This window comes from Nitrospira sp. NS4 (assembly GCF_049546785.1).
Classification (GTDB): Bacteria; Nitrospirota; Nitrospiria; order Nitrospirales; family Nitrospiraceae; genus Nitrospira_D.
On record NZ_JBMWAN010000010.1, the window covers coordinates 1 to 20,171 of the forward strand.

Annotated in this window: 15 protein-coding genes; 8 read left to right on the forward strand and 7 right to left on the reverse strand. The window is 60.0% G+C overall.

Annotated features, from left to right (window positions below; translation table 11 throughout):
* Both ACO9S2_RS17545 and ACO9S2_RS17550 read right to left on the reverse strand, forming a co-directional pair.
* Positions 1-353, reverse strand: a 353-nt coding sequence (locus ACO9S2_RS17545; protein ID WP_423723717.1) for an FG-GAP repeat protein, incomplete at its 3' end; no start/stop codon positions are given.
* Positions 354-1,402: 1,049 nt separating this feature from the next.
* On the reverse strand, positions 1,403-2,203 hold the full coding sequence (locus ACO9S2_RS17550) for an SGNH/GDSL hydrolase family protein (protein ID WP_423723718.1): 801 nt from the start codon (positions 2,201-2,203) through the stop codon (positions 1,403-1,405).
* A gap of 337 nt (positions 2,204-2,540) precedes the next feature.
* Here ACO9S2_RS17550 and ACO9S2_RS17555 point away from each other — a divergent pair, with 337 nt between their 5' ends.
* Positions 2,541-4,505: an OPT family oligopeptide transporter gene (locus tag ACO9S2_RS17555; protein WP_423723719.1), complete on the forward strand. Its 1,965-nt coding sequence runs from the start codon at positions 2,541-2,543 to the stop codon at positions 4,503-4,505.
* 1,056 nt (positions 4,506-5,561) lie between these two features.
* On the opposite strand, the gene ACO9S2_RS17560 is transcribed toward ACO9S2_RS17555, so the two are convergent.
* On the reverse strand, positions 5,562-5,912 hold the full coding sequence (locus ACO9S2_RS17560) for a hypothetical protein (RefSeq protein ID WP_423723720.1): 351 nt from the start codon (positions 5,910-5,912) through the stop codon (positions 5,562-5,564).
* 80 nt (positions 5,913-5,992) lie between these two features.
* On the opposite strand from ACO9S2_RS17560, the gene ACO9S2_RS17565 reads away from it, so the two are divergent.
* Both ACO9S2_RS17565 and ACO9S2_RS17570 read left to right on the forward strand, forming a co-directional pair.
* On the forward strand, positions 5,993-6,580 hold the full coding sequence (locus ACO9S2_RS17565) for a hypothetical protein (protein WP_423723721.1): 588 nt from the start codon (positions 5,993-5,995) through the stop codon (positions 6,578-6,580).
* A gap of 113 nt (positions 6,581-6,693) precedes the next feature.
* The gene (locus tag ACO9S2_RS17570) at positions 6,694-7,107 is read left to right on the forward strand and encodes a hypothetical protein (RefSeq protein WP_423723722.1); all 414 of its coding nucleotides are present in this window, start codon (positions 6,694-6,696) and stop codon (positions 7,105-7,107) included.
* A gap of 96 nt (positions 7,108-7,203) precedes the next feature.
* Here ACO9S2_RS17570 and ACO9S2_RS17575 read toward each other — a convergent pair whose 3' ends face one another.
* Both ACO9S2_RS17575 and hrpB read right to left on the reverse strand, forming a co-directional pair.
* Complete coding sequence (locus tag ACO9S2_RS17575) at positions 7,204-7,848, reverse strand: hypothetical protein (protein WP_423723723.1); 645 nt, start codon at positions 7,846-7,848, stop codon at positions 7,204-7,206.
* A 57-nt stretch (positions 7,849-7,905) separates the two neighbouring features.
* Positions 7,906-10,431, reverse strand: a complete 2,526-nt coding sequence (gene hrpB / locus ACO9S2_RS17580; RefSeq protein WP_423723724.1) for an ATP-dependent helicase HrpB — start codon at positions 10,429-10,431, stop codon at positions 7,906-7,908.
* A 69-nt stretch (positions 10,432-10,500) separates the two neighbouring features.
* Between hrpB and ACO9S2_RS17585 the strand changes: the two genes are divergently transcribed.
* The 4 genes from ACO9S2_RS17585 (at position 10,501) to ACO9S2_RS17600 (ending at position 14,022) form a co-directional block, all read left to right on the forward strand.
* Positions 10,501-10,701 carry a hypothetical protein gene (locus ACO9S2_RS17585; protein WP_423723725.1) on the forward strand — a complete coding sequence of 67 codons (201 nt, stop codon included), beginning with the start codon at positions 10,501-10,503 and terminating at the stop codon, positions 10,699-10,701.
* Between the two features lie 207 nt (positions 10,702-10,908).
* Complete coding sequence (locus ACO9S2_RS17590) at positions 10,909-11,592, forward strand: inorganic pyrophosphatase (protein WP_423723731.1); 684 nt, start codon at positions 10,909-10,911, stop codon at positions 11,590-11,592.
* A gap of 26 nt (positions 11,593-11,618) precedes the next feature.
* Entirely contained in the window at positions 11,619-13,373 is a 1,755-nt protein-coding gene (locus ACO9S2_RS17595) for a DEAD/DEAH box helicase (RefSeq protein ID WP_423723726.1), read from the forward strand.
* A gap of 82 nt (positions 13,374-13,455) precedes the next feature.
* On the forward strand, positions 13,456-14,022 hold the full coding sequence (locus ACO9S2_RS17600) for a heme-binding beta-barrel domain-containing protein (RefSeq protein ID WP_423723727.1): 567 nt from the start codon (positions 13,456-13,458) through the stop codon (positions 14,020-14,022).
* A gap of 500 nt (positions 14,023-14,522) precedes the next feature.
* Here ACO9S2_RS17600 and ACO9S2_RS17605 read toward each other — a convergent pair whose 3' ends face one another.
* A complete protein-coding gene (locus ACO9S2_RS17605; RefSeq protein WP_423723728.1) occupies positions 14,523-14,687 on the reverse strand; it encodes a hypothetical protein in 165 nt (54 codons plus the stop codon).
* Between the two features lie 575 nt (positions 14,688-15,262).
* Entirely contained in the window at positions 15,263-16,261 is a 999-nt protein-coding gene (locus tag ACO9S2_RS17610) for a hypothetical protein (RefSeq protein ID WP_423723729.1), read from the reverse strand.
* 1,986 nt (positions 16,262-18,247) lie between these two features.
* Between ACO9S2_RS17610 and ACO9S2_RS17615 the strand changes: the two genes are divergently transcribed.
* A partial coding sequence (locus tag ACO9S2_RS17615; protein ID WP_423723730.1) for a molybdopterin-dependent oxidoreductase occupies positions 18,248-20,171 on the forward strand: 1,924 nt, incomplete at its 3' end.

Here is a 20,171-nt window from a genome sequence, read left to right on the forward strand (position 1 = left end):
GCCTTCACATATGCCTGCTGGGTCCAGACCCCGGCCGTGCGCGTGAAGACATAGACCGCGCCGGCGATGCCGCAGCCGTTATCCGTCTGATCGCCGCCGATCCCGTCGGCGCAACTGGCTTCCCCAATAGCCCCCACCGCCAGGGTGTCGCCGCTGAGCGCGACGCTACCGCTAAAGGTGTCGCCGGCTTCGCTGTTGGAGGCCTTCACATAAGCCTTAAGGGCCGCGCTCACCGAGGTCGGGAGCTGGGCGGTAGTGTCCGGGGCGTTGTCGTTGTTACAGCCGCCAAGCAGCAGGACTCCGCCCAGCAGCATGAGACACATGATGCTCCTGATCGTGTGGGTGCGATACATCATGATCTCCTTTTTGATAGAGACCGTGAAAGAAAGAGGGCAGGAAACCTGCGCCTTTGATCCGCAATGCCACGACCTGCTGATTGTGATGACCGGCTCAGGACGCGTGCGCGAGGCAGCGCTTGCTCCATGGGGGAAAGAACGGGGTCGCCCATCTCGAAGGCTCCGGTCAAGAGGCAGAGCCCCACATTCACCCGTCACTCCAGTGATGGGGCGGCATGTGGGAGTTCGGTGTTGTCCTTCTCCCTCGACGCTGGCGTGACGGAATCCCATCCCGGTTGTCTTCGTCAGTCGTGTCGGCTCGATGCACATCTTCTTCTCAGCATTATCTATGGTGCCGGTTCCCAATCGATTCATAGAACCATCAGCCGCGAGCAAGGCAAACAACGACAGCTCTTCGTCGACACTGAGGAACACCGCCACACCAGTTATATCTTCTGGCTTACGCATCATTGTGGCCGCCGCTTATTTATGTGCAGTCCTTCTACCCCCTAATTATGCGCAAGCATCATGCCTTCTGGGTTCATTGTAGAAAGCGTTGCTATTTCAAGGAGATGTCGAAATCTAAAAATAAAAGAAGCCTTGCACTGAATCTGAAGAGGTTCTAGACGGGAATAAAAGATTCACCGTTGGATGGGTGGAACAATTGGTCTCCAGCCCGTTGCCAGCGGTTGATAATCCCCCAGTTCAACATGAGGGCAAGGCGCCTGCGACTTGCAATCGGCTCTCGTTGCGCTCGGCAGGGCCGATGGCAAGTACTGTTAGACGTTCCGCTCGAAGAAGCAGGGGAGAAATAAAGGGGGTTGGAAGCCGTTTCTGACTGTGCGCCGAGGAGTGAGGCTGCCCGGCCCTTGTTCGCGGCTCCCGGCGGTTCACATCTGAGAATGATTTAGCCAATCTATCTCTGGTTAAAAATTCACCAACCAGCCGCACGGCCAGGACAAGCACGGGCCCGCAGACCACGGCTTGCCTGATCCCATCGTGCGGAACAGAGTATCTTCGACGCATCCGACGTACCGAAAGTACAGCATGCTGAGGGGGCGGGCGCGCTACGGCAGGCTGTTCCAGACCTTCTTGAATTCGCCGGCGATGAAGGCGTGGCCCAGGTTGGTCGGATGGATGTCGAAGTCGAAGGGTCCGTTATACCCAAGCCTCCGGTCGATCGTCACGAGTCCCTGCCGCCCCAGGGATGGTGTGTACAGATCGACGACGGCGATTCTGGACCCGGCCGGCACGACGACAGCCTGCAGCCAGGAGCTGAGCGCCTGGTTGAATCCCTGTACCGCTGAATCAAGCAACTGATACACCGCGGGGACGGGGTGCGGAATGTTGTAGTAGTTCGAGACCAGGATCGTGACGTTCTGGAGGGCGCGGCATCGCTGACCGGTGACAGGATCGAGAACGGGCGTGGCCCCGAGAGCCGGACTCAGGACGCCGTCGTTATTGAGCAACAAGTCGACGGCCTGCGCCACGCGGTTCGCGCTGCTGACCACATCCGGATCATTTCTAAAAAAATCGTTGGCCCCGGCGGTGATGGTGACAACGGTCGGGCGCTGCTCGGGCTCCGCACAGACCACCTGCGGAGCCTGGTGATCGCGCAGATCCCAGCTTCTGGTGCCGCGGAGCGCCATGTTGGAGAAGTCCATCTCCTGCTTGTTGCCGAACGCGCTTTCGTCGTACAGCCGGTACACGTAGCCGTTCGTGACGGGCATCGCCCCTTCGCCGGCGGCGACGCTGTCGCCCATCCCGACGTAGTAGTTGTGCTTGGTGAAATTGACTTGGGCGAGCGCAAGCGTCGGGGCCATGACGAGTGCGAGGAGCGACAGGGTGACGCTGAACCTAGGTTTCATTCTTCTTCTCCTTATCTGTAATTGAAAATGGCAGGACGAGTCTCTGATCTCATGCGAAGGCATATGTACCGGACCAGACCGGGCCGCACCATCGGTTGTAGTCTGATTTGATTGTCGTGGTTTGGCCGACAAGAAGTCCACCGGAAAAGCGAAAGGCCGGAACGCATCGAGGGGGCTCCTTCTTGTTGTGGCCTGAAACCTGAGCCGTGGTTCTGACCTGCTCAGTTGCATTTTTCAAACGCTGAGTTATGATGAGACCGCCTCGTCGATCGGCACGGAGAGTTCCACCGGCAGCGGCCTCATCTATGTTCGTTGTCTCCTCTATTCGGCATGGCTCATGAAGGACGACCAGCCCGTCGTCCCCGCCACCGTCACGCTTCCTGAAATCACCGTCAAAGCGGTCGTGCTGTCGGTGATCCTCGCGGCAATCCTGGCCGCCGCCAATGCCTACCTCGGGCTGTTTGCCGGAATGACCGTCTCCGCCTCGATTCCGGCCGCCGTCGCCTCCATGACCATTCTTCGCTTGTTCCGCCGGTCCAACATCCTCGAAAACAATATTGTCCAGACAGCGGCCTCGTCGGGCGAGGCGCTGGCAGCCGGCGTGATCTTCACCATTCCAGCCCTGCTTCTGATCGGCTATTGGTCGGCCTTCGACTACTGGCAGACAGCCTTGATCGCCGCGGTCGGGGGCCTCCTCGGCGTGCTCTTTACCATCCCGTTGCGTCGGGCGCTCATCGTCACCGCTCGCCTGCGGTTCCCCGAAGGCGTGGCGACCGCGGAAGTCTTGAAAGTCGCCGCTGCTGAAAGACGCGAGGCCGGCCCGGTCGACTCGACAAGCGATCTCCGGACCCTGTTGTCAGCCGCCCTCCTTGGCGGGGCGGTGAAATTCGGCGAGAGCGGCCTGCGCTTGTGGGCGGAATCGCTGGAAGGGGCCACGCAGGTCGGGCGATCCGTGCTCTATGCCGGCCTCAATCTGTCGCCCGCGCTGCTCGCCGTGGGCTTCATCATCGGGCTGAACACGGCGGTGGTCGTCTTCCTCGGCGGCGTCGTGGGGTGGATGATCTTGATGCCGGCCTATGGGCTCCTGAATGGTCTGCCGCCCGATCTGACCGGACTGGCGGCGGCGACGGCCATCTGGAGCAGCCAGATCCGCTACGTCGGCATCGGCGCCATGCTGACCGGGGGACTCTGGACGCTGACGAAGTTGCGCGAACCGGTGTGGAAGAGTCTTCAGACGCTGCGAGACAGTTACCGTGCGCGGTCTTCTAAAAGTGCGCCGATCACGGCCAGGACGGAACAGGATGCCTCGCTGCTCTGGATCGTGGTGCCCTTCGGGCTGTCACTGGTCCCGATGGCCTGGATCTATACCTCGGTCGTGGGCAGCCCCATGATCGGCCTCCTGATGACGATCGTGATGGCGGTCGCGGCGTTTCTCTTCTCTTCGGTGGCGGCCTACATGGCCGGGTTGGTCGGGAGTTCAAGCAACCCCGTGTCGGGCGTGACCATCGCCACGATTATGTGTGCCGCTCTATTGCTCGTGCTCTTCATGGGATCCGGACATCCGGCGGGGCCGGCTGCGGCCTTGGTGATCGGGGCGGTCGTCTGTTGCGCGGCGGCCATGGGCGGGGACAACCTGCAAGATTTGAAAACCGGTCATCTGGTCGGGGCGACGCCATGGAAACAACAAGTGATGCAGGTCGTCGGTGTGCTGACCGGCGCCGTGGTCCTTGCTCCGGTCCTGTCGCTGCTCCAAGCCAAGTACGGAATCGGAGAGCCGACGATGAGCCACCCGCATCCCCTCAGCGCACCGCAGGCCACGCTGATGGCCAACCTGACGAAAAGCGTGTTCGGAGCCGGGCTGCCATGGCATCTCGTAGGACTGGGCGCGGCCATCGGGATGGTCGTCATTCTGATAGATCGACGGCAGGAAGCGCGCGGAAGCGACTTGCGTCTGCCCGTGCTCGCCGTTGCTCTTGGCATCTACCTGCCGCTGAAACTGTCGGCCGCCATTTGTGCGGGTGGCGTGATCTCCACCCTCGCCGGAAGAGCGGCTCTGAAGGGCGAGGAACCGTCGCGGCGCGGGCTCCTCTTTTCAGCCGGGTTGATCACCGGTGAAGCCTTGATGGGCATCATGCTGGCGATCCCGATTGCGCTGACCGTGCTATGGCCCAGCCTCAGTCCCGATCCTTTTACCCTCTTTGATTCGCCTCCTTTCGGCGGCTGGCCTGGTCTTGTGATCGTGGCGATGGTGGGAGCGGCCCTCTATCGCATCGCGAGAGGTCCCACCAGAAAGAAGCGATGAACCGGCGGCGTTTTGACCCAATCCTTCTCCGTCAGCAGGGTCTGCTGTTCAGGCTCCTCAATACGCATATGAAATCAAACACATGGGAGACCGGGCTGTCCGGTTTCTTGTTTCCGCGTGGACAAATGACGTATGCGCTGAATCCTTCTCGCAGGCCATGGCTCTAAATAAGTAAGCAGGAAGTATTGTTCATAAGCACGAGGAGGTGCACCCTGACTACATTAGCTGTGCTCACTCATGACGAACAGAAAGCTGCCGAAGCGGCATTTCGTGGTCTCCCTTTGAACCCTCAATGGTCACGTAATGCCCAGCAGATCTATCTCAGGATTCTGGAGGTCACCAACGGCCGGGACATCGTCACGAACATGGAGATGGAACCTCTGGCTGTCGGAGGGGCGCTCGAATCATGAACCAGCAGCGCAAGGTCGCGGGCGACGCCTATGGAAAGACAAAGGGGTGGCGTGATGACCGGTCTTGGTTTGGAGGCGATGGAGTGTGCGAACGTCCGTATTGATTGTTGAAGATGCGTGACCATTCGATAAGCACAGGGATTTGCCACAGGGGTTAACAAGTGACCGGTGGTCTTATGCTGAACCTCACACGCGGTTGGGGTGCCGCGCTTATGACTCCGGTGTGACGACCAAGGGACGCGTGCTGAAATTTGATGCCAAGAGGCAGGGCCTAACCTTGGAGAGGCCACTTACACGGCACGCGGGGTCGCCAATCGTGACGGTTGTGGTTGGACGACCGAACGGCACATCGCAAGTTGGTAAGCCCGACGCCCCGCATAAGACCAGCGGGTTTTCTGATGGATATGACTTCGCCCTAGGCACACTTTCTTCTATCCATCCAATCGGTACTAGCCTTGGAAGCTATTACCAGCATCTGGGGCCTGTTTCGCGCACATCCTCTCGATTGTCCCTTACCGTCTCCCTGCCGGGGGCTCTTCACACCGTCGGCCCCGTGCGGCCCGTGCCGGTTCAATCCAGGCCTCCGGCACCAAGATCCATCCCAATTCCTCATAGTCTTGAGCCTGTATTCTTCAGGCGCGATGCCTTAGCGCGCCTTCCGTGGAAACTCCTGAGCAGGAGGTTTGCCAGGGCCTACGGTCGGCGGCACATGGAAGGGACTGTTGTGCAACTGAAGGGGAGGCCCGAGGTTGATCCAGGGACTTTGCGGCAGCTGTATGGTGATCTGACGTTCACCGCCAGGGGGATCGATGATCGTTCCGACGTTCCCCTCGGGGTCCATATACACCTGGACTCCACCCTCGGCCCCCAATGCCTGATCCAAACGCTCGCTATAGCCGGGGGCTTCTGCCGGCTCTTCCTCAGCGGCAGCAAGCACACAAGGCCCTGCCGCCCCTAAGAGCGTCAGAAAGACCGCCATTCTATGTAACGTGGCCATAAGCATATTGTACCGCTATTTTCGACTGTGATGGGGTCTCCGGCAGCAGCGCGATCAGAAGGGCGTGAGGGTTCCGATACATGGCTGATGGCCGACCGGGTAACGTGATCCATGTGACCGGTGCCTACACTTTCCTCGCGAATCCTGCTACGTTGTGTACGAACAAGATCAGTAAGGCCTCAGGCGAGGGTGTTGCGGCAATGGTCACCTTCTTCTCTGATTCCCGATTCATCTTCTCCTCCATGAAGATGGCCTTCTCCCGACAAAGAGGTGGGCCCCACAATTCCACTCTCAGTCGGATGGGGCTCGCCCTCTGGCTGTCTGTTGTCTTCGTGCCTCCAGGCCTGTCCCAGACGATTCCTACACCGGCAAATCCACAAAATCCATCCACACAAAGCCTGCAGGCGGGCGTCGATATCTCTCTGCTTGCAGTCACGCCGACAGTTGCAACGACCCCGTCTGTCAGCACGGTTCAGGGAGTGGCCACAGTTCCCAGTTCGAGCCGTTCGGGATCCTTGCGCTCGGCGGGGCAGGGGTTGCCGGGAATGCCGGGCGGCCCGCCGCTGAAGGGTTCGTTGGGATATCAGGACCCCTCTTCCTCCTACATGCGTCCTTCGACAATCGGCTCTCTGGTCTGCGATCCGCTGTTCGATGGCGTCTGCGATTAAGGAACGCGATCCGGCCGGCGGGAAGGTGCCCCATCCATTTTTCTTCAGCCGGGATGCTATGATGGAGTCTGTCCGGCGGATCGAATTCTTTATCCACTCTTTATGAGGCAATCATGACCATGCATCTACTGCGTCACATCATCGGCATCTCGTTGGGCGTTGTGCTTTGTGCCGGAATCGGCCTGGCGGCTGATCCGGCTGAGGTGGAAAAGTTTGTGAAAGCCCGCATCGAGATCGGCGAGATGATGACGAACTACTTTCAGGGCGGCGAGCGGTTTAAGGAAGGCCAGCGGCCCTCGCCTGAACAGATGAAAGAAATGGGCGCGGACATCAACGCGAAACTGAGCGCTCTCTTAGGGAAGTACGGGCTGACGGTCGAAGAGTATCGCAAGCGCAGCCCGGAGGTTTTTGCCGATGATGCGGCGGTGAAGCGCTATCTCGGCGAGCATCCTGATCTGAAGGCGCGCTATGAGGCGCTTCCGCTGGATCGGATGGGCCGCGGCGGCAGCACGGGGCGGGGGTATTGAGAGTCGGGACAGTAGGCAGCCGGCCAGAAGGCTAAGGTTCAGGTTGGGATAAAATACGTTGGATCTTCGCTGAACCTCAACCTTGGCCTCAACCTGTCAGGTCTGCTGCTTGTTGGCCAGGTACTCAGGGCTCTGATACTCGATGACGAGGCGGCTGTGGCGATTGCCGGTGAGTTCCAGTGAGATGATGCCGTTCGGGGTCTCCCAGCGGGCGGCATAGCGCAAATGGCCGATCAGCACCGCGACGCCCCAGTAGTCGGGAAGGGGTTGATAGAGGTCGTTGCTCCACAGGGTCTCATCTTGAAGCGGCGCTCCCAAGGCGCTCGTCAGCGCGGTCTTGACCGCTCCATAGTAGCCGATGAATTCGTTGAGGTGGTTGATCGGCTGCTGGAGACAGCGATACTCGCCCCGGACCAGTGCCCCGTCCCTGAACTCATACCCCTCAAGGATTCCGTGGTCGGCCAGGTGCCGCCCATAGATCAGCTTGCCGCGTTCCTCTTTCTCCAATTCACCATCCACAGCGTTGCGAAGGGCCTCTTCGCTGCGCCCATGATTCCGCTGCATCGTCTCCAGAAAGGCCGTGACCTGCGCCGCCATTTCGGCTTGCATCGCGGCTTCGTCATAGTCGTCGAAGGGAATGGCATAGACGGGAGGCAGCAGGGCCGTTCCTTCGTCGGCCCGGGTGAGCGGGGTTGTGCCTATCAGGAGCAGCCCCAGGGTGAGACCGGCAAGGGTGCGCATAGGCCCTCACCATAATGGAGATGGGTTTGCTGCCTCTATCCTACGAACGAAGCGGAATTACGAAGCGCGCCGCTTTGCTTTCGCCGTGGGCGGGGCTGTGAGGGGATCGTCGGGCCAGTGGTGTTTCGGGTAGCGGCCGCGCAGTTCTTTTTTGACCTCCACATAGGCGGACTTCCAGAAGCTCGCGAGATCTTTCGTCACCTGCACCGGTCGTCTGGCCGGCGACAAGAGATGCAACGTGACGGGAACTTTCCCCTCCAGCACGCGCGGGGTGTCGGTACAGCCGAACATTTCCTGCAGCCGGACGGCCAGCACCGGCAGGTCGGAGGATTCGTAGTCGAGGCGGACCTGTGAGCCGCTCGGCACGGTCATCTGTGCCGGAGCCAGACGTTCCAACTGCCGCTGTTGCTCCCACGTCAGCAGGGCGTGCAGCGGGGTGGCGAGATCGAGCCGCTTCACCCGTTCGAGCGTCGTGATTCCGTCCAGATAGGGGCCGAGCCATTCGTCGAGGGTCTGCAGCAGATGCTCGTTCGAGAGGTCCGGCCAGGATGAGTCCGGGCCGGTCATGCGCCGCACGAATTGGACACGTGCCCGCCAGTGCTGCAGCTCCGGCGTCCAGGCCAGTTGGTCGAGCCCTTTCTGTTTAATGCCTTGCAACAGGGCCGCAGCGATCAGCGATGGCTCCGGTTTTGACAGCGATTGTTCGGATAACACCAGGCTCCAGAGTTGCCGCTGTCGCGTGGCGCGGACGGCTTGCGTCTTCTCGTCCCAGACGACAGAGTCCGACGTGCGGATGTCCTCCTGATACAGCTGTTCGATTTCGGCCGGAGCGACCGGCGCGGCGAGATCGATGCGCGCCCACTGAGTGGCGCCGTCCAGCCCGGCAATGACCAGGAACTCTTCCGTTGCCAGGGGATCGGGATTCGGAAAGACGGCGCCTCGCCCGTTTGCCAAGCGATAGCGCCGGTCAGGACCGGGCTGCCGCTGGGCGATGCGATCCGGATAGGCGAGGGCGAGCAGCATCCCCGCTGCGTCGTGCTCGTGGCGTTTCTCCGTCGGCTGTGTGCCGGACAGACGCGCGAGCTGGTACCGCCAGAGGTCTGCGGTGCGCCGGATGCGCTGACCGGCAACGCGATCGATGGTCCCGCCGCCGGCATGGTCCTGTGCGCCGTGCAGGATATCGAGCCGCAACCGCAAATCGGCATTCCGCCCGCCGGGCGGCCCGCGCAGCAGATCCCGTTCGCTGAGCAGCGCGGCCAGGTCGCAGGCCAGCGATGTGAGATGCAGCGGGATGGACTTAAGCAGCATGTGCGCCAGGCGTGGATGGATGGGCAGGTCGGCCATCCGGCGTCCATGTGCGGTGATAGCGCCTCCAGCATCGAGTGCGCCGAGACGCGTGAGCAAGTCTTTCGCCTGCGCGACGGTTCCAGCCGGTGGTGGCGTGAGCCAGGACAACTCCGAGGGGTCTGCGGTGCCCCAGAGGGCCAGGTCGAGCATGAGCGGGGCGAGATCGGCGTCCAGCACTTCCGGGGGGCGGCGCGGTGTGAGCGTTGTCTGCTCCGATGCGGTCCACAGGCGGTAACAGACGCCCGGCTCCAAACGTCCCGCCCGGCCCCTCCGCTGATCGGCGGAATCCTGTGTCACGTGAATGGTCTCGAGTCTGGTCAATCCGGTCCGGGGATCGAAGCGCGGGACGCGCAGGAGCCCGGCGTCAATCACGACGCGCACGCCGTCGATGGTCAAGCTCGTTTCCGCAATCGAGGTGGCCAGCACGATTTTTCTTGTTCCGGCGGGGGCCGGCGCGATGGCCAGATCTTGCGCTGCTTGCGACAGATCGCCATGGAGCGGCGCGACCAGAATCTTCGGACCGAGGGCGGCGTCGAGCAATGTCCGTTCGACGCGGCGAATTTCCGCCATGCCGGGAAGGAAGACGAGCAGGCTGCCGCTGTCCTGCGCCAGCGACCGGCGGATGATCTGTGTCACGGTTTTGTCGAGATGCCCGGTCAGCGGCTGGTCGAGATACCGGGTTTCGACGGGAAACATGCGCCCTTCACAGGCGATCACCGGGGCCCGGTCGAGGAGCGCGGCGAGGGCATCCACATCGAGCGTGGCGGACATGACGAGCAGACGCAGGTCGGGGCGAAACAGGCGCTGCGATTCGAGGCAGAGCGCGAGGCCGGTGTCCGCCTGCAGACTGCGCTCGTGAAACTCGTCGAAGAGCACCGCGCCGTAGGCGTTGAGGGACGGATCGTGCTGGAGGAGGCGGGTCAGGATGCCCTCGGTGACGACTTCGATGCGGGTGTTCGGTCCGACTTTGGTGTCGAGCCGCATACGGTAGCCGACGGTCTCGCCGACGGTCTCCTGCCGCTGGGTGGCCATCCGATGCGCCGCCGCGCGGGCGGCCAGCCGCCGCGGTTCGAGGAGCAGGACCTTTTTGCCCCCCAGCCAGGGCGCGCCGAGAAGCGCCGGCGGCACCCCGGTGGTCTTCCCTGCGCCGGGCGGCGCGGTGAGCACAACATTGGGCGTCCGGGAGAGGGCCGCGGAGACCGCCGGCAACACATCTTCTATTGGGAGCCTGGACATGATAGGGTGTGCAATCATGAGAGGCAGACTCTAGCAGACTGCCACGGCAAGCACGAGAGGATTGCGGAGATGACGGGCTATCGGTGGACCACAGACAAGCCGACGGCGGCCGGGTGGTACTGGTTTCGAGGTCAAGCCCACGAAGCGGATCCGTTCATCGTCCAAGTGGATGCGGCAGGCCAGTTTCAATGGCCCGATGGCGGATATCAAGAAGTCACACTGGCGAAAGGCGAATGGGCCGGGCCCATTCAGGAGCCCGAAGGGGCCTAGCCGTTCGACATGTCCCTGTCCGTTTCTTGTCGTCCCTAACAACAGCGGCCGTTTGCCGGATTGTGTCGGTTGATGCAGCGCCTCGGATGCTCGCTTCGGTCTGCCGTTGCGCCGTTTTCATGCGGCAGCATCCGGCGCAGGCGTCGGGGCCGAGTCCGATTGTGCGGGCAGTTTAATTGTGTCTTACGGGAATTATAGGAGGAAATGATGGGGCGTTCGGGTCTGGATCCGATTCAACGACTGATGAGTCTGATGTTCAAGGCGCACCCCTGGCACGGGGTCTCGATCGGCGAGAAGGCGCCGGATGTGGTGACCGCCTATATTGAAATCGTGCCGACCGACACAGTGAAATACGAAGTCGACAAAGACAGCGGGTTTCTCAAGGTCGATCGCCCGCAGCGCTTTTCCAATTTCTGCCCGGTCTATTATGGACTCATCCCGCAAACCTTCTGCGGCGAAAAAGTGGCGGGGCTCTTTGCCAAACGCGCCAAACGGAAGGGCATGATCGGCGACGGCGATCCGCTCGATATTTGCGTGCTCACGGAAAAGACGATTCCGCACAGCGATATTCTACTGACGGCGATCCCCATCGGCGGGTTCAGCATGGCCGACGGCGGCGAGGCCGACGATAAGATCATCGCGGTCATGAAAGACGATGCGGCCTACGGAGATTTCAAGGATATCAAGGATTGTCCGATCGCGGTGATCGATCGGTTGCAGCATTATTTTCTCACCTACAAGCAGGCTCCCGGATCGGTCCAGCATAAAGTGGAGATTACGAGCCTGTACGGGCGCGAGGAAGCGCTGAAAGTCATCCGTGCCAGCCATGCGGATTATCGCGCGAAGTTTCCGGAGCTCGAATCGCTCTGGCCGAAACAAATGGCGCAGTAATATCAGAAAGGGATACCACAGGCTCTATGAAACACGAAGAGATTGAACCGTCCACTGCCACGGCCGTCCATGGCTTTTCGCCCGGCTTCGCCGCACTCGGTCTGGAAGCCTCGCTGCTCGCGACGCTGGATGCGCTGGGCTACGAGGAACCTACCCCGATTCAACGCGAGTCGATCCCTCCGTTGCTGGCGGGAAAAGACCTGTTGGGGCAGGCGGCGACCGGTACCGGCAAGACGGCGTCCTTCGCGTTGCCGTTGCTGCAACGGCTGGCCCATGGCCCCAAGCAACGGCCGGGAGCCCTCATTCTCGTGCCGACCCGCGAGCTGGCCATACAGGTGGGTGAAGCGCTGCAGCGCTACGGCAAGGAACTCCGGACCTCGGTCCTGGCCATCTACGGCGGCGCGGCGATCGGACCGCAGTTATATGCCCTCAAGCGCGGCGTGGATGTGGTCGTGGCGACGCCCGGACGGGCGCTGGACCACCTGCGGCGCAATACGCTGCAGCTCAAACACATCCAGATGGTCGTGCTGGACGAAGCGGACGAAATGCTCGACATGGGGTTTGCCGACGATCTCGACGCGATTCTTGAGCAGACCCCCGAGACGAAGCAAACGGCGCTGTTTTCCGCCACGATGCCCCCGCGCATCAAGTCGATCGCCCATCGCCATCTGAAACAACCGGTCGAGATTACGATTGCCAAGGAACCGGTCAAGGCCGGATCTGCGCCCAAAGTCTTGCAAACCGCCTATGTGGTCTCGCGTCCCTACCGGGCCGCGGCGCTCGCGCGGGTGCTGGATATGGCGGGCCCCAAATCGGCGCTGGTCTTTTGCCGGACCCGCGTGGAAGTGGACGAAGTCACGGTCATGCTGAACAGCCGCGGCCATCGGGCGGAAGCCATTCACGGCGGCATGAGCCAGCCGCAGCGCGATCGCGTGATGCAGGCCTTCCGGAGCGGGCAGACCGAACTCCTGGTCGCGACGGATGTGGCGGCCCGCGGCCTGGATATTCCCAGCGTCTCGCACGTCATCAACTACGACCTGCCGTCCTCCGCCGAAGTCTATGTGCACCGCATCGGCCGGACGGGCCGGGCCGGGCGCGAGGGCGCGGCAATCACGATCATCGACCCGCGCGAACATCGCTTCCTGCGCAGCATCGAACAGCTCACCAAGGCGAAAGTCGTCGTGGCGCCGGTGCCGACGGTGTCCGATCTCCGCGCCAAGCGTGTGGAGCGGACACTCTCTTCGATTCGCGAGGTGCTGACTGCCGGAGACCTGGAGCACTTCCGCACGGTCGTCACCACCCTGGCGCAAGATTTCGAAGTGATCGACGTGGCGGCGGCGGCGATGAAGCTGGCGCACCAGGGACAGGGCGGGGAGCGGGACGAAGCCGAAATTCCTGCCGTCCCGGTGAGGCCGCAGGAGCCTCCTTACCGGCCGTCGCAGCGCCCGATGGGACGTCCCGACGATCGTTATCGTGGCGCTCCTGCCAGACCGAGTGAGCGGCCGGCCATGGGTAGACCGGTACGCAGCGGCGGACGGGCAGCCGGGATGGCCCGGATTTATATCGGGGCGGGACGTGAGGCGGGAATTCGCCCGGGCGATCTGGTCGGCGCCATTGCGAACGAAGCCAAGGTGAATTCGAACATGATCGGCGCGATTGAAATCGAGAGCCGCTTTTCCCTCGTCGATGTGCCGGAAGCGATGGCGCAAGGCATCATCCAGACGCTGGGACGCACCAGAATCAAAGGACAAAAAGTTCCGGTGCGGATTTTCCGCGATTGAGCACGTTCTGCGAACAGTCTGTCGGACCGGGTGAGTCGAGTCAGCCGATGCCGGTCGTGGATGAGGCAGGGAGGAGAGGAAGATGACTCAGGAACTCATGGCACAGTTGGGCCCGCTTGCCCCGCTCGCCGGCCTGTGGGAGGGAGACAAGGGAGACGATACGGCGCCGTCGGACGATCGCGGGACGGAACACAACCGGTTTCGGGAGCGCATCACCTTTGACCCGATGGGGCCGGTGCGCAACCATGAGCAAACCCTGTATGGATTGCGATACGCCACGACGGTCTGGAGGATCGGGGAATCGGACCCGTTCCATGAGGAAGTGGGCTATTGGCTCTGGGACGCGCAGGCCAAGCAGGTCATGCGCTGTTTCATCGTGCCCCGTGGCGTGACCGTGCTTGCGGGAGGAACCGTTGAGCCGGGAGCCAAGTCATTTTCGCTGGTGGCGGAGCACGGCTCAGGCACGTACGGAATTTGCTCGAACCAGTTTCTTGACCGGGAATTTAGAACGGTCCGTTACGAGCTGCACGTCACTGTCCTGAATGATTCCACGTTCCGTTACGAGGAAGACAGCCAGTTGCTGATGCCCGGGCGGCCGGATGTCTTTCATCATCGGGATCAGAATACGCTGGTCCGTGTACCCCGTTGAGACAGGCGTCGTTCGTGTTCCTGTAACCAAGCGGCACAGGGGGCGACATTTTCTCCGGTGTACTGCTAGATGGCCTTTGTTGTTCGTTAGTGGGTTTCGTGCTCGCCATTTTCCCAATTCCCAGCGCATGTATCTTTTTACCCGATTAGATTAGGTAGGGGAAAGCATCGCGCCGGATCTATAAGAAATCTGCCCTGTGTGACGATTTTCCCGAATCCATGCCATCTCGGGGAATCGTATCTTTGCCAGATTACTATCTAGTGATAATATTTAACAAATCTCATCAAGCATGATTTAAGTTTATGGCCTCAACTCAAAGAACTTCTAGATTTGTTAGGTCGTACAAGGCTTAAGCATGATTCTTGGCAAGGATTCGAATGCCGGATAAAGTTTTGGCAAGGATGTGCTGCCTAGATAAATTTCTCGACTGTCGCCAAAACTCCGGATCGGGAGAAGAAAAGTTTTAGTCCCGACCTGCCCTCCTTTCGCCAATCACCGATTCATCCCCTTCTCTTCGGATCAATGTGCTTCGTCCATTCATCCATCGTCGTGACCGGATGAATGCCACCGGTTTGGGTCGGGACCAACGGCTCGAAAAACTCCAGCAAGGATTGATAGTCTTTATCCCGGACCGTGGTGTAGTAGGTATGTTCCGTGACGGCCACATAGGCGCTCAGGATCTTGATGCCTTTCGCGGTGTGTAAGCTAAACCTAGCCAGGCCAGGCCTAGTGGGGATGTGGCATCCCCACTAGGCCACATCCCCGCGATCATCGTTAGAAGAGTGGGTTTGTATTCTCATCCACCCTCTCCGACATAGCCTGAAGTGGATTCACGAAAGTTGTGCAGTTGGAGTAGGCTAGCAAACGGCGTTCCCTCTGCGGTATGCCGACAGAAGGAACAATCACAAAGAGTTACAAGGGTATCACACTCCACGTGGCGGGAGAATTGAGGTGAGCGACCGCGAGATTTCGTGATTTTCACGACAGGGTTCCATTATCGTTCAGAAGTTCTCAGGCAGAAGTGAGGCAAGCCATGGGCCGGCAGGAGATGCGACCGACACAACGGTAGAATTCCTTGCTCAACTGCTCGGTCCGGAGGAGATCGTGTGGACTTTCCGCCTCACGGTCTCTTTCCCGCTTCGGCTAACACTGAAGTAACACCTGGGACTGGTGACCGGCTGCGTGATCGCCCGGAGGCCGCGCCGGGCTTGGCGCGGCTCCGCTCCGCTTCTAGGCCTCCTCACTCGCCGGCAAAGAGAGGATACAACTGCAGGAGATTCAGCATGAAGCGATAGCCAAAGGTGGGGCCGGAATCTGTTGACCCCACCCAATCGTCCCATACCTCAAAAGTCCCATACGGAAAATGCAGAGCAACGGACCCAAAACGGCGCAAAATCATGTGCGTGTTGGTGCGCGCAAACAACCCCGAATCATACGTGAGCACCACTTCCAGCTGCCATCGTGGCACTGCGTCCTTGCCCACACCAAAATCCGCGAACGACACCGAGGCTTGGCCCAGATAGGATTGATTGGTAATGACATCACTGGGATAGGCAGAGCCCCCAAAAAGCCGGCTATACCGGCCCATGGCAGAAAACCGGACATATCGCGAGACGCTATTCAGCAGTTCAGGCTCCGACCCGGGAAGCATCCAGGCCGCCAGCTCTGCCAATGAGAGGTGCCGCACCCCGATCCGTCCATACACCTCTTGATAGAGGGACCCCCCGGCCACCCCCATGCCGGCAAACCCGGTGTCCCGCGAGGAGAACAGCTTGCTCCATCTCGTCAACGACCCGCCGACCATGAAATCCCCGCCCCCGCGTGTTTGATCAACGGGGACCACAGCCTGGTCGGTCGCATGATGGAAGAAGCTTTGGATATTGTGCGAGGGGCTCTCCGAAGTCGGCCCGGCCCCGAATGTCAGATTGCCAGACCAACCGGGAAGCGCCTTGATCCGGTCAGTCCAACTGAACGTGGCGAAATTGAACCCGGCGGTTTGATCGATGGCATTGAAGCGATGCCGGCTTCTATCAAATTCCGTAAACCGATTGACGGTGAATCCCGCAATCACGGTCCGGTCCCGATCGGGAAAGTCGATGGCGCCCCAGTGGGCGCCGGGAGCCACGTTCTCTGCCTGTGCCGCCGTGAAGGGACAAAACAACAAAACGAGAACCACGATCGATCGTAGAACCGGAGGACGGAAGTACAACACCATCGTGCGGCCCCGACTCACATTCATCCTGGACCAGATTGTCTCCGGGCAGGGCAATGACCACATCTCGCCATCCTGAAGAACAGACAACCCGGTTGCCGCAGCATGATGCTCACAGTGGTCCTCTTCACGTCCTTGGTTCCTGAGATTTCCATCCACGTGATGTGAATACGGCTCTTTCCCCTATCCGCAAACTCGGTGCCAGCTTAACCTGCAAGGCTATGTTGCAAAGAAGGAACTATAAAATGAGGGGGTAGACGGGAATGCCGAGTTTGTGAGCCAAGGGCGAAGAGGCATGAACACGCCGTCGGTCACGATGCTTCGCGATAAATCGCGATCCGTCGCAACAGAAACTCTCCTGTGCGTAACTCATCCGCACCTCATCTGGCGCTGACACCTCTAAAACTTGCAGGAATTGTGAAAGTTATATTCAGGCCTGTCTTTCATCTCTCCATGGCATATGGCTTGCGATGACAGCGGTAGGAATAAGTCTCATGCGTGCGTGAATCACCTTGCACCTGCGTATTCTAGACCTGCCTGCTATCCACATGGCTTCCAGGAGGTCATGCCAATAAAGGGAGGGGAAGCGTTGAATTACGTCACTGTGAGTGTATTCGCCTTGTTCTCGCATATATCAGGTTCTATCGTCGCTATGAGTCTGTCCCTCGCGTCAGACCATATGCGTCATTCAGATCCCCAGGCCGAGGCGTCTAGCATGGTACGCGGGTCCTGGCAATCGGTGGAGCAATGGCTCCATCACGAAACGCCCATCTCCATGCAAGACTCTGACATTGGTGCACCAAAGTCCGCCCTTGCTCCTTCAATAGGGCTGGAGGCTGATGTTCTTGGGCAACAACAAAATCCAATCTCACACGACGAAGATCGCTCTCACAGAGAAAGGTCGGCACTTCAAGGATTGATGGAGGGCGGCTATCCGAAATCCGTCGATTCTCTCCTGAACCATCATGACGGGCGTCATTCTGGCCTGCTGGATCCGTCACCCTGACAAGAATGAGCAGACGAGATGAATGTCGAGTCGTCGTGAAAGGAACGTTCTATCCACGGCAGGAAAGGATCCCTCCCATGACATGCCCCCGATGCGGCGGATTGCTGGTCCCTAGTAGTGAGATGGTAACTGGTATCTGTGAGGAGAAGACCTGGTTATTATTCCAGGGATATCGGTGTATCAACTGTGGATACATGGATGATCCCGTAATACGTGCGAACCGTACGTCTTACACGATCACCGGTCAGGCGCATTGGCAACCTCACGTGCGACCAAAAGGACTGAGGTAAATCCATTGTGCCTGAGTATTTGGCGTAGAACGCCCAGAACTCAGTGAGGAATTGACTGATGCACTCAGTACGCATTTAAGAATGTGACTTGCACCCGGGCCGAACAACCGGGTTGGAGCAGATAGTGGTGTTGATGGGATACATTCGCTCCTCAGTGCGAGTGTTTTGGCGCGTGAAGAGATTATGCGCGACAAATCACTCTGGCGAATATCCACACTGTGCGATTCGCGGCAATCATGATCTCCTTTAATGTGTTGTTGTTCGGGGCGAGCACTCTCGTCGTCTTTTCACTGGCGGCGTTGGGAACGAAGAAAGAGCCAGACATTGCGGTTCAACCGAGGTGTCCGCGCTGTAGTGATCTCACGTAGGGTATTGTCTTTGGGGCCGGTTCTGCAGGCCTCTTGTATTTCCATTCACCAAACAATTCCCCACATCGCTCCCACGCGATTTCGCGATCTCTTCGCGGTTTATCGCGATTATGCATGACTGCATCAATTCGCTCTCACATCTCAGTTCTATTAATTCAACGAGTTATCCCTGTCATTCGTTACAAGTGTGACGGTATGAGAATTGCGGGGTTGGATGGGGCCGCATGGTCGCCATGCCATACGAAGGTATTCTGGCAGTGGTGAAAGAGAGGAGGTGAAAGATGAGCCGCGCGGCAGTACATACGAGAAATCATCCTATTTATACATTCTCGCAAGGAGGAACACCTTCATGTTTTTGTCACGTCGGCAATTTTTGAAAGTCTCCGCGGGCACCGTGGCCGCAGTGGCGGTGGCGGATAAGGTCCTGGCGTTGACCGCGCTGCAGCCGGTCATTGAAGTCGGGAACCCGTTGGGCGATTATCCGGACCGGTCGTGGGAGCGGGTCTATCACGATCAATACCGGTACGATTCCTCGTTTACGTGGTGCTGTTCGCCGAACGACACGCACGCCTGCCGCATCCGGGCCTTCGTCCGGAACGGTGTCGTGATGCGGGTCGAGCAGAACTACGATCACCAGACCTATGAAGACCTCTACGGCAACCGCGGGACGTTCGCGCACAACCCGCGCATGTGCCTGAAGGGGTTCACCTTCCATCGCCGCGTGTACGGCCCCTATCGCTTGAAGGGTCCGTTGATGCGGAAAGGCTGGAAGGCGTGGATGGACGACGGCTCGCCCGAGCTGACGCCCGAAACCAAGCGCAAGTACAAGTTTGACAGCCGCTTCCTGGACGACATGCTGCGCGTGTCCTGGGACACGGCCTTCACCTACGCCGCGAAGGCCTACATCATCATCGCCACGCGGTACAGCGGGGAAGCGGGCGCCCGCCGGCTGCGCGAGCAGGGCTATGCGCCGGAAATGATTGAAATGATGAAGGGCGCCGGCACGCGCTGCTTCAAGCACCGCGCCGGCATGCCGGTGCTGGGTATTCTCGGTAAGATGGGTAACACCCGCATGAACGGCGGTGTGAACGCCTTGCTGGATACTTGGATTCGCAAAGTCAGCCCGGAACAGGCGCAGGGCGGCCGCTACTGGTCGAACTACACCTGGCACGGCGACCAGAACCCCGCCCACCCCTGGTGGTCGGGAGCCCAAGGGTCCGACATCGATCTGTGCGACATGCGCTTCTCCAAGCTGAACACCAGCTGGGGCAAGAACTTCGTCGAGAACAAGATGCCGGAAGCCCACTGGAAGTTGGAATGTATCGAGCGCGGCGCCCGCGTAGTCGTCATCACGCCCGAGTACAACCCGACCGCGCAGCGCGCCGATTACTGGATGCCGCTGCGTCCGGAGTCCGACGGCGCGCTCTTTATCGGCGCCATGAAAATCATCGTCGATGAGAATATGCACGACATTGACTTCCTGAAGTCGTTTACCGATGCCCCGATCCTTGTCCGCACGGATACCTTGCAGTATCTGGATCCGCGCGACGTGGTGGCGGATTACAAGTTCCCGGACTTCTCGAAGAGCTACTCGGGCCGCATGCAGTCGTTGAAGCCGGAGCAGATCGAACGGCTCGGCGGCATGATGGTCTGGGACCTCAACAAGCAGCAGGCGGTGCCGCTCCATCGGGAGCAGGTGGGCTGGCACTATACGAATAGCGGGATCGACGCGGCCCTCAACGGAACCTTCCGTGTGAAGCTGCTCAACGGCCGCGAAATCGACGCGATGCCGGTGTGGCAGATGTACCTGGTGCACTTCCAGGACTACGACCTGGATACCACGCATCAGATCTGCCGCACGCCGAAGGACCTCATCGTGCGCTGGGCGCGGGATTCCGGTACGATCAAGCCGGCCGCGATCCACAACGGCGAAGGCACCTGTCACTACTTCCATCAGACTTCGAATGCCCGCGCGGCCGCGATGGTGCTTATCATCACCGGGAACGTCGGGAAGTTCGGCACCGGGCAGCATACCTGGTCCGGGAACTATAAAGCCGGGGTTTGGACCGCGACCCCCTGGTCCGGCGCGGGGCTGGCCGTGCACACGGGTGAGGATCCCTTCAACATCACCCTGGATCCGAACGCGCACGGCAAGGAAATCAAGACCAAGTCGTACTACTACGGCGAAGAAGTCGGCTACTGGAACCACGGCGATACGGCCTTGATCGTCAATACCCCCAAGTACGGGCGCAAGGTGTTCACCGGCAAGACCC

What these genes read in the sequence shown, in the direction of transcription:
- ACO9S2_RS17550 (WP_423723718.1), bottom strand. Translation starts at nt 2,203, where the DNA reads ATGAAACCTAGGTTCAGCGTCACCCTGTCGCTCCTCGCACTCGTCATG.
- ACO9S2_RS17555 (WP_423723719.1), top strand. Translation starts at nt 2,541, where the DNA reads ATGAAGGACGACCAGCCCGTCGTCCCCGCCACCGTCACGCTTCCTGAA.
- ACO9S2_RS17560 (WP_423723720.1), bottom strand. Translation starts at nt 5,912, where the DNA reads ATGGCCACGTTACATAGAATGGCGGTCTTTCTGACGCTCTTAGGGGCG.
- ACO9S2_RS17565 (WP_423723721.1), top strand. Translation starts at nt 5,993, where the DNA reads ATGGCTGATGGCCGACCGGGTAACGTGATCCATGTGACCGGTGCCTAC.
- ACO9S2_RS17570 (WP_423723722.1), top strand. Translation starts at nt 6,694, where the DNA reads ATGACCATGCATCTACTGCGTCACATCATCGGCATCTCGTTGGGCGTT.
- ACO9S2_RS17575 (WP_423723723.1), bottom strand. Translation starts at nt 7,848, where the DNA reads ATGCGCACCCTTGCCGGTCTCACCCTGGGGCTGCTCCTGATAGGCACA.
- hrpB (WP_423723724.1), bottom strand. Translation starts at nt 10,431, where the DNA reads ATGTCCAGGCTCCCAATAGAAGATGTGTTGCCGGCGGTCTCCGCGGCC.
- ACO9S2_RS17585 (WP_423723725.1), top strand. Translation starts at nt 10,501, where the DNA reads ATGACGGGCTATCGGTGGACCACAGACAAGCCGACGGCGGCCGGGTGG.
- ACO9S2_RS17590 (WP_423723731.1), top strand. Translation starts at nt 10,909, where the DNA reads ATGGGGCGTTCGGGTCTGGATCCGATTCAACGACTGATGAGTCTGATG.
- ACO9S2_RS17595 (WP_423723726.1), top strand. Translation starts at nt 11,619, where the DNA reads ATGAAACACGAAGAGATTGAACCGTCCACTGCCACGGCCGTCCATGGC.
- ACO9S2_RS17600 (WP_423723727.1), top strand. Translation starts at nt 13,456, where the DNA reads ATGACTCAGGAACTCATGGCACAGTTGGGCCCGCTTGCCCCGCTCGCC.
- ACO9S2_RS17610 (WP_423723729.1), bottom strand. Translation starts at nt 16,261, where the DNA reads ATGAATGTGAGTCGGGGCCGCACGATGGTGTTGTACTTCCGTCCTCCG.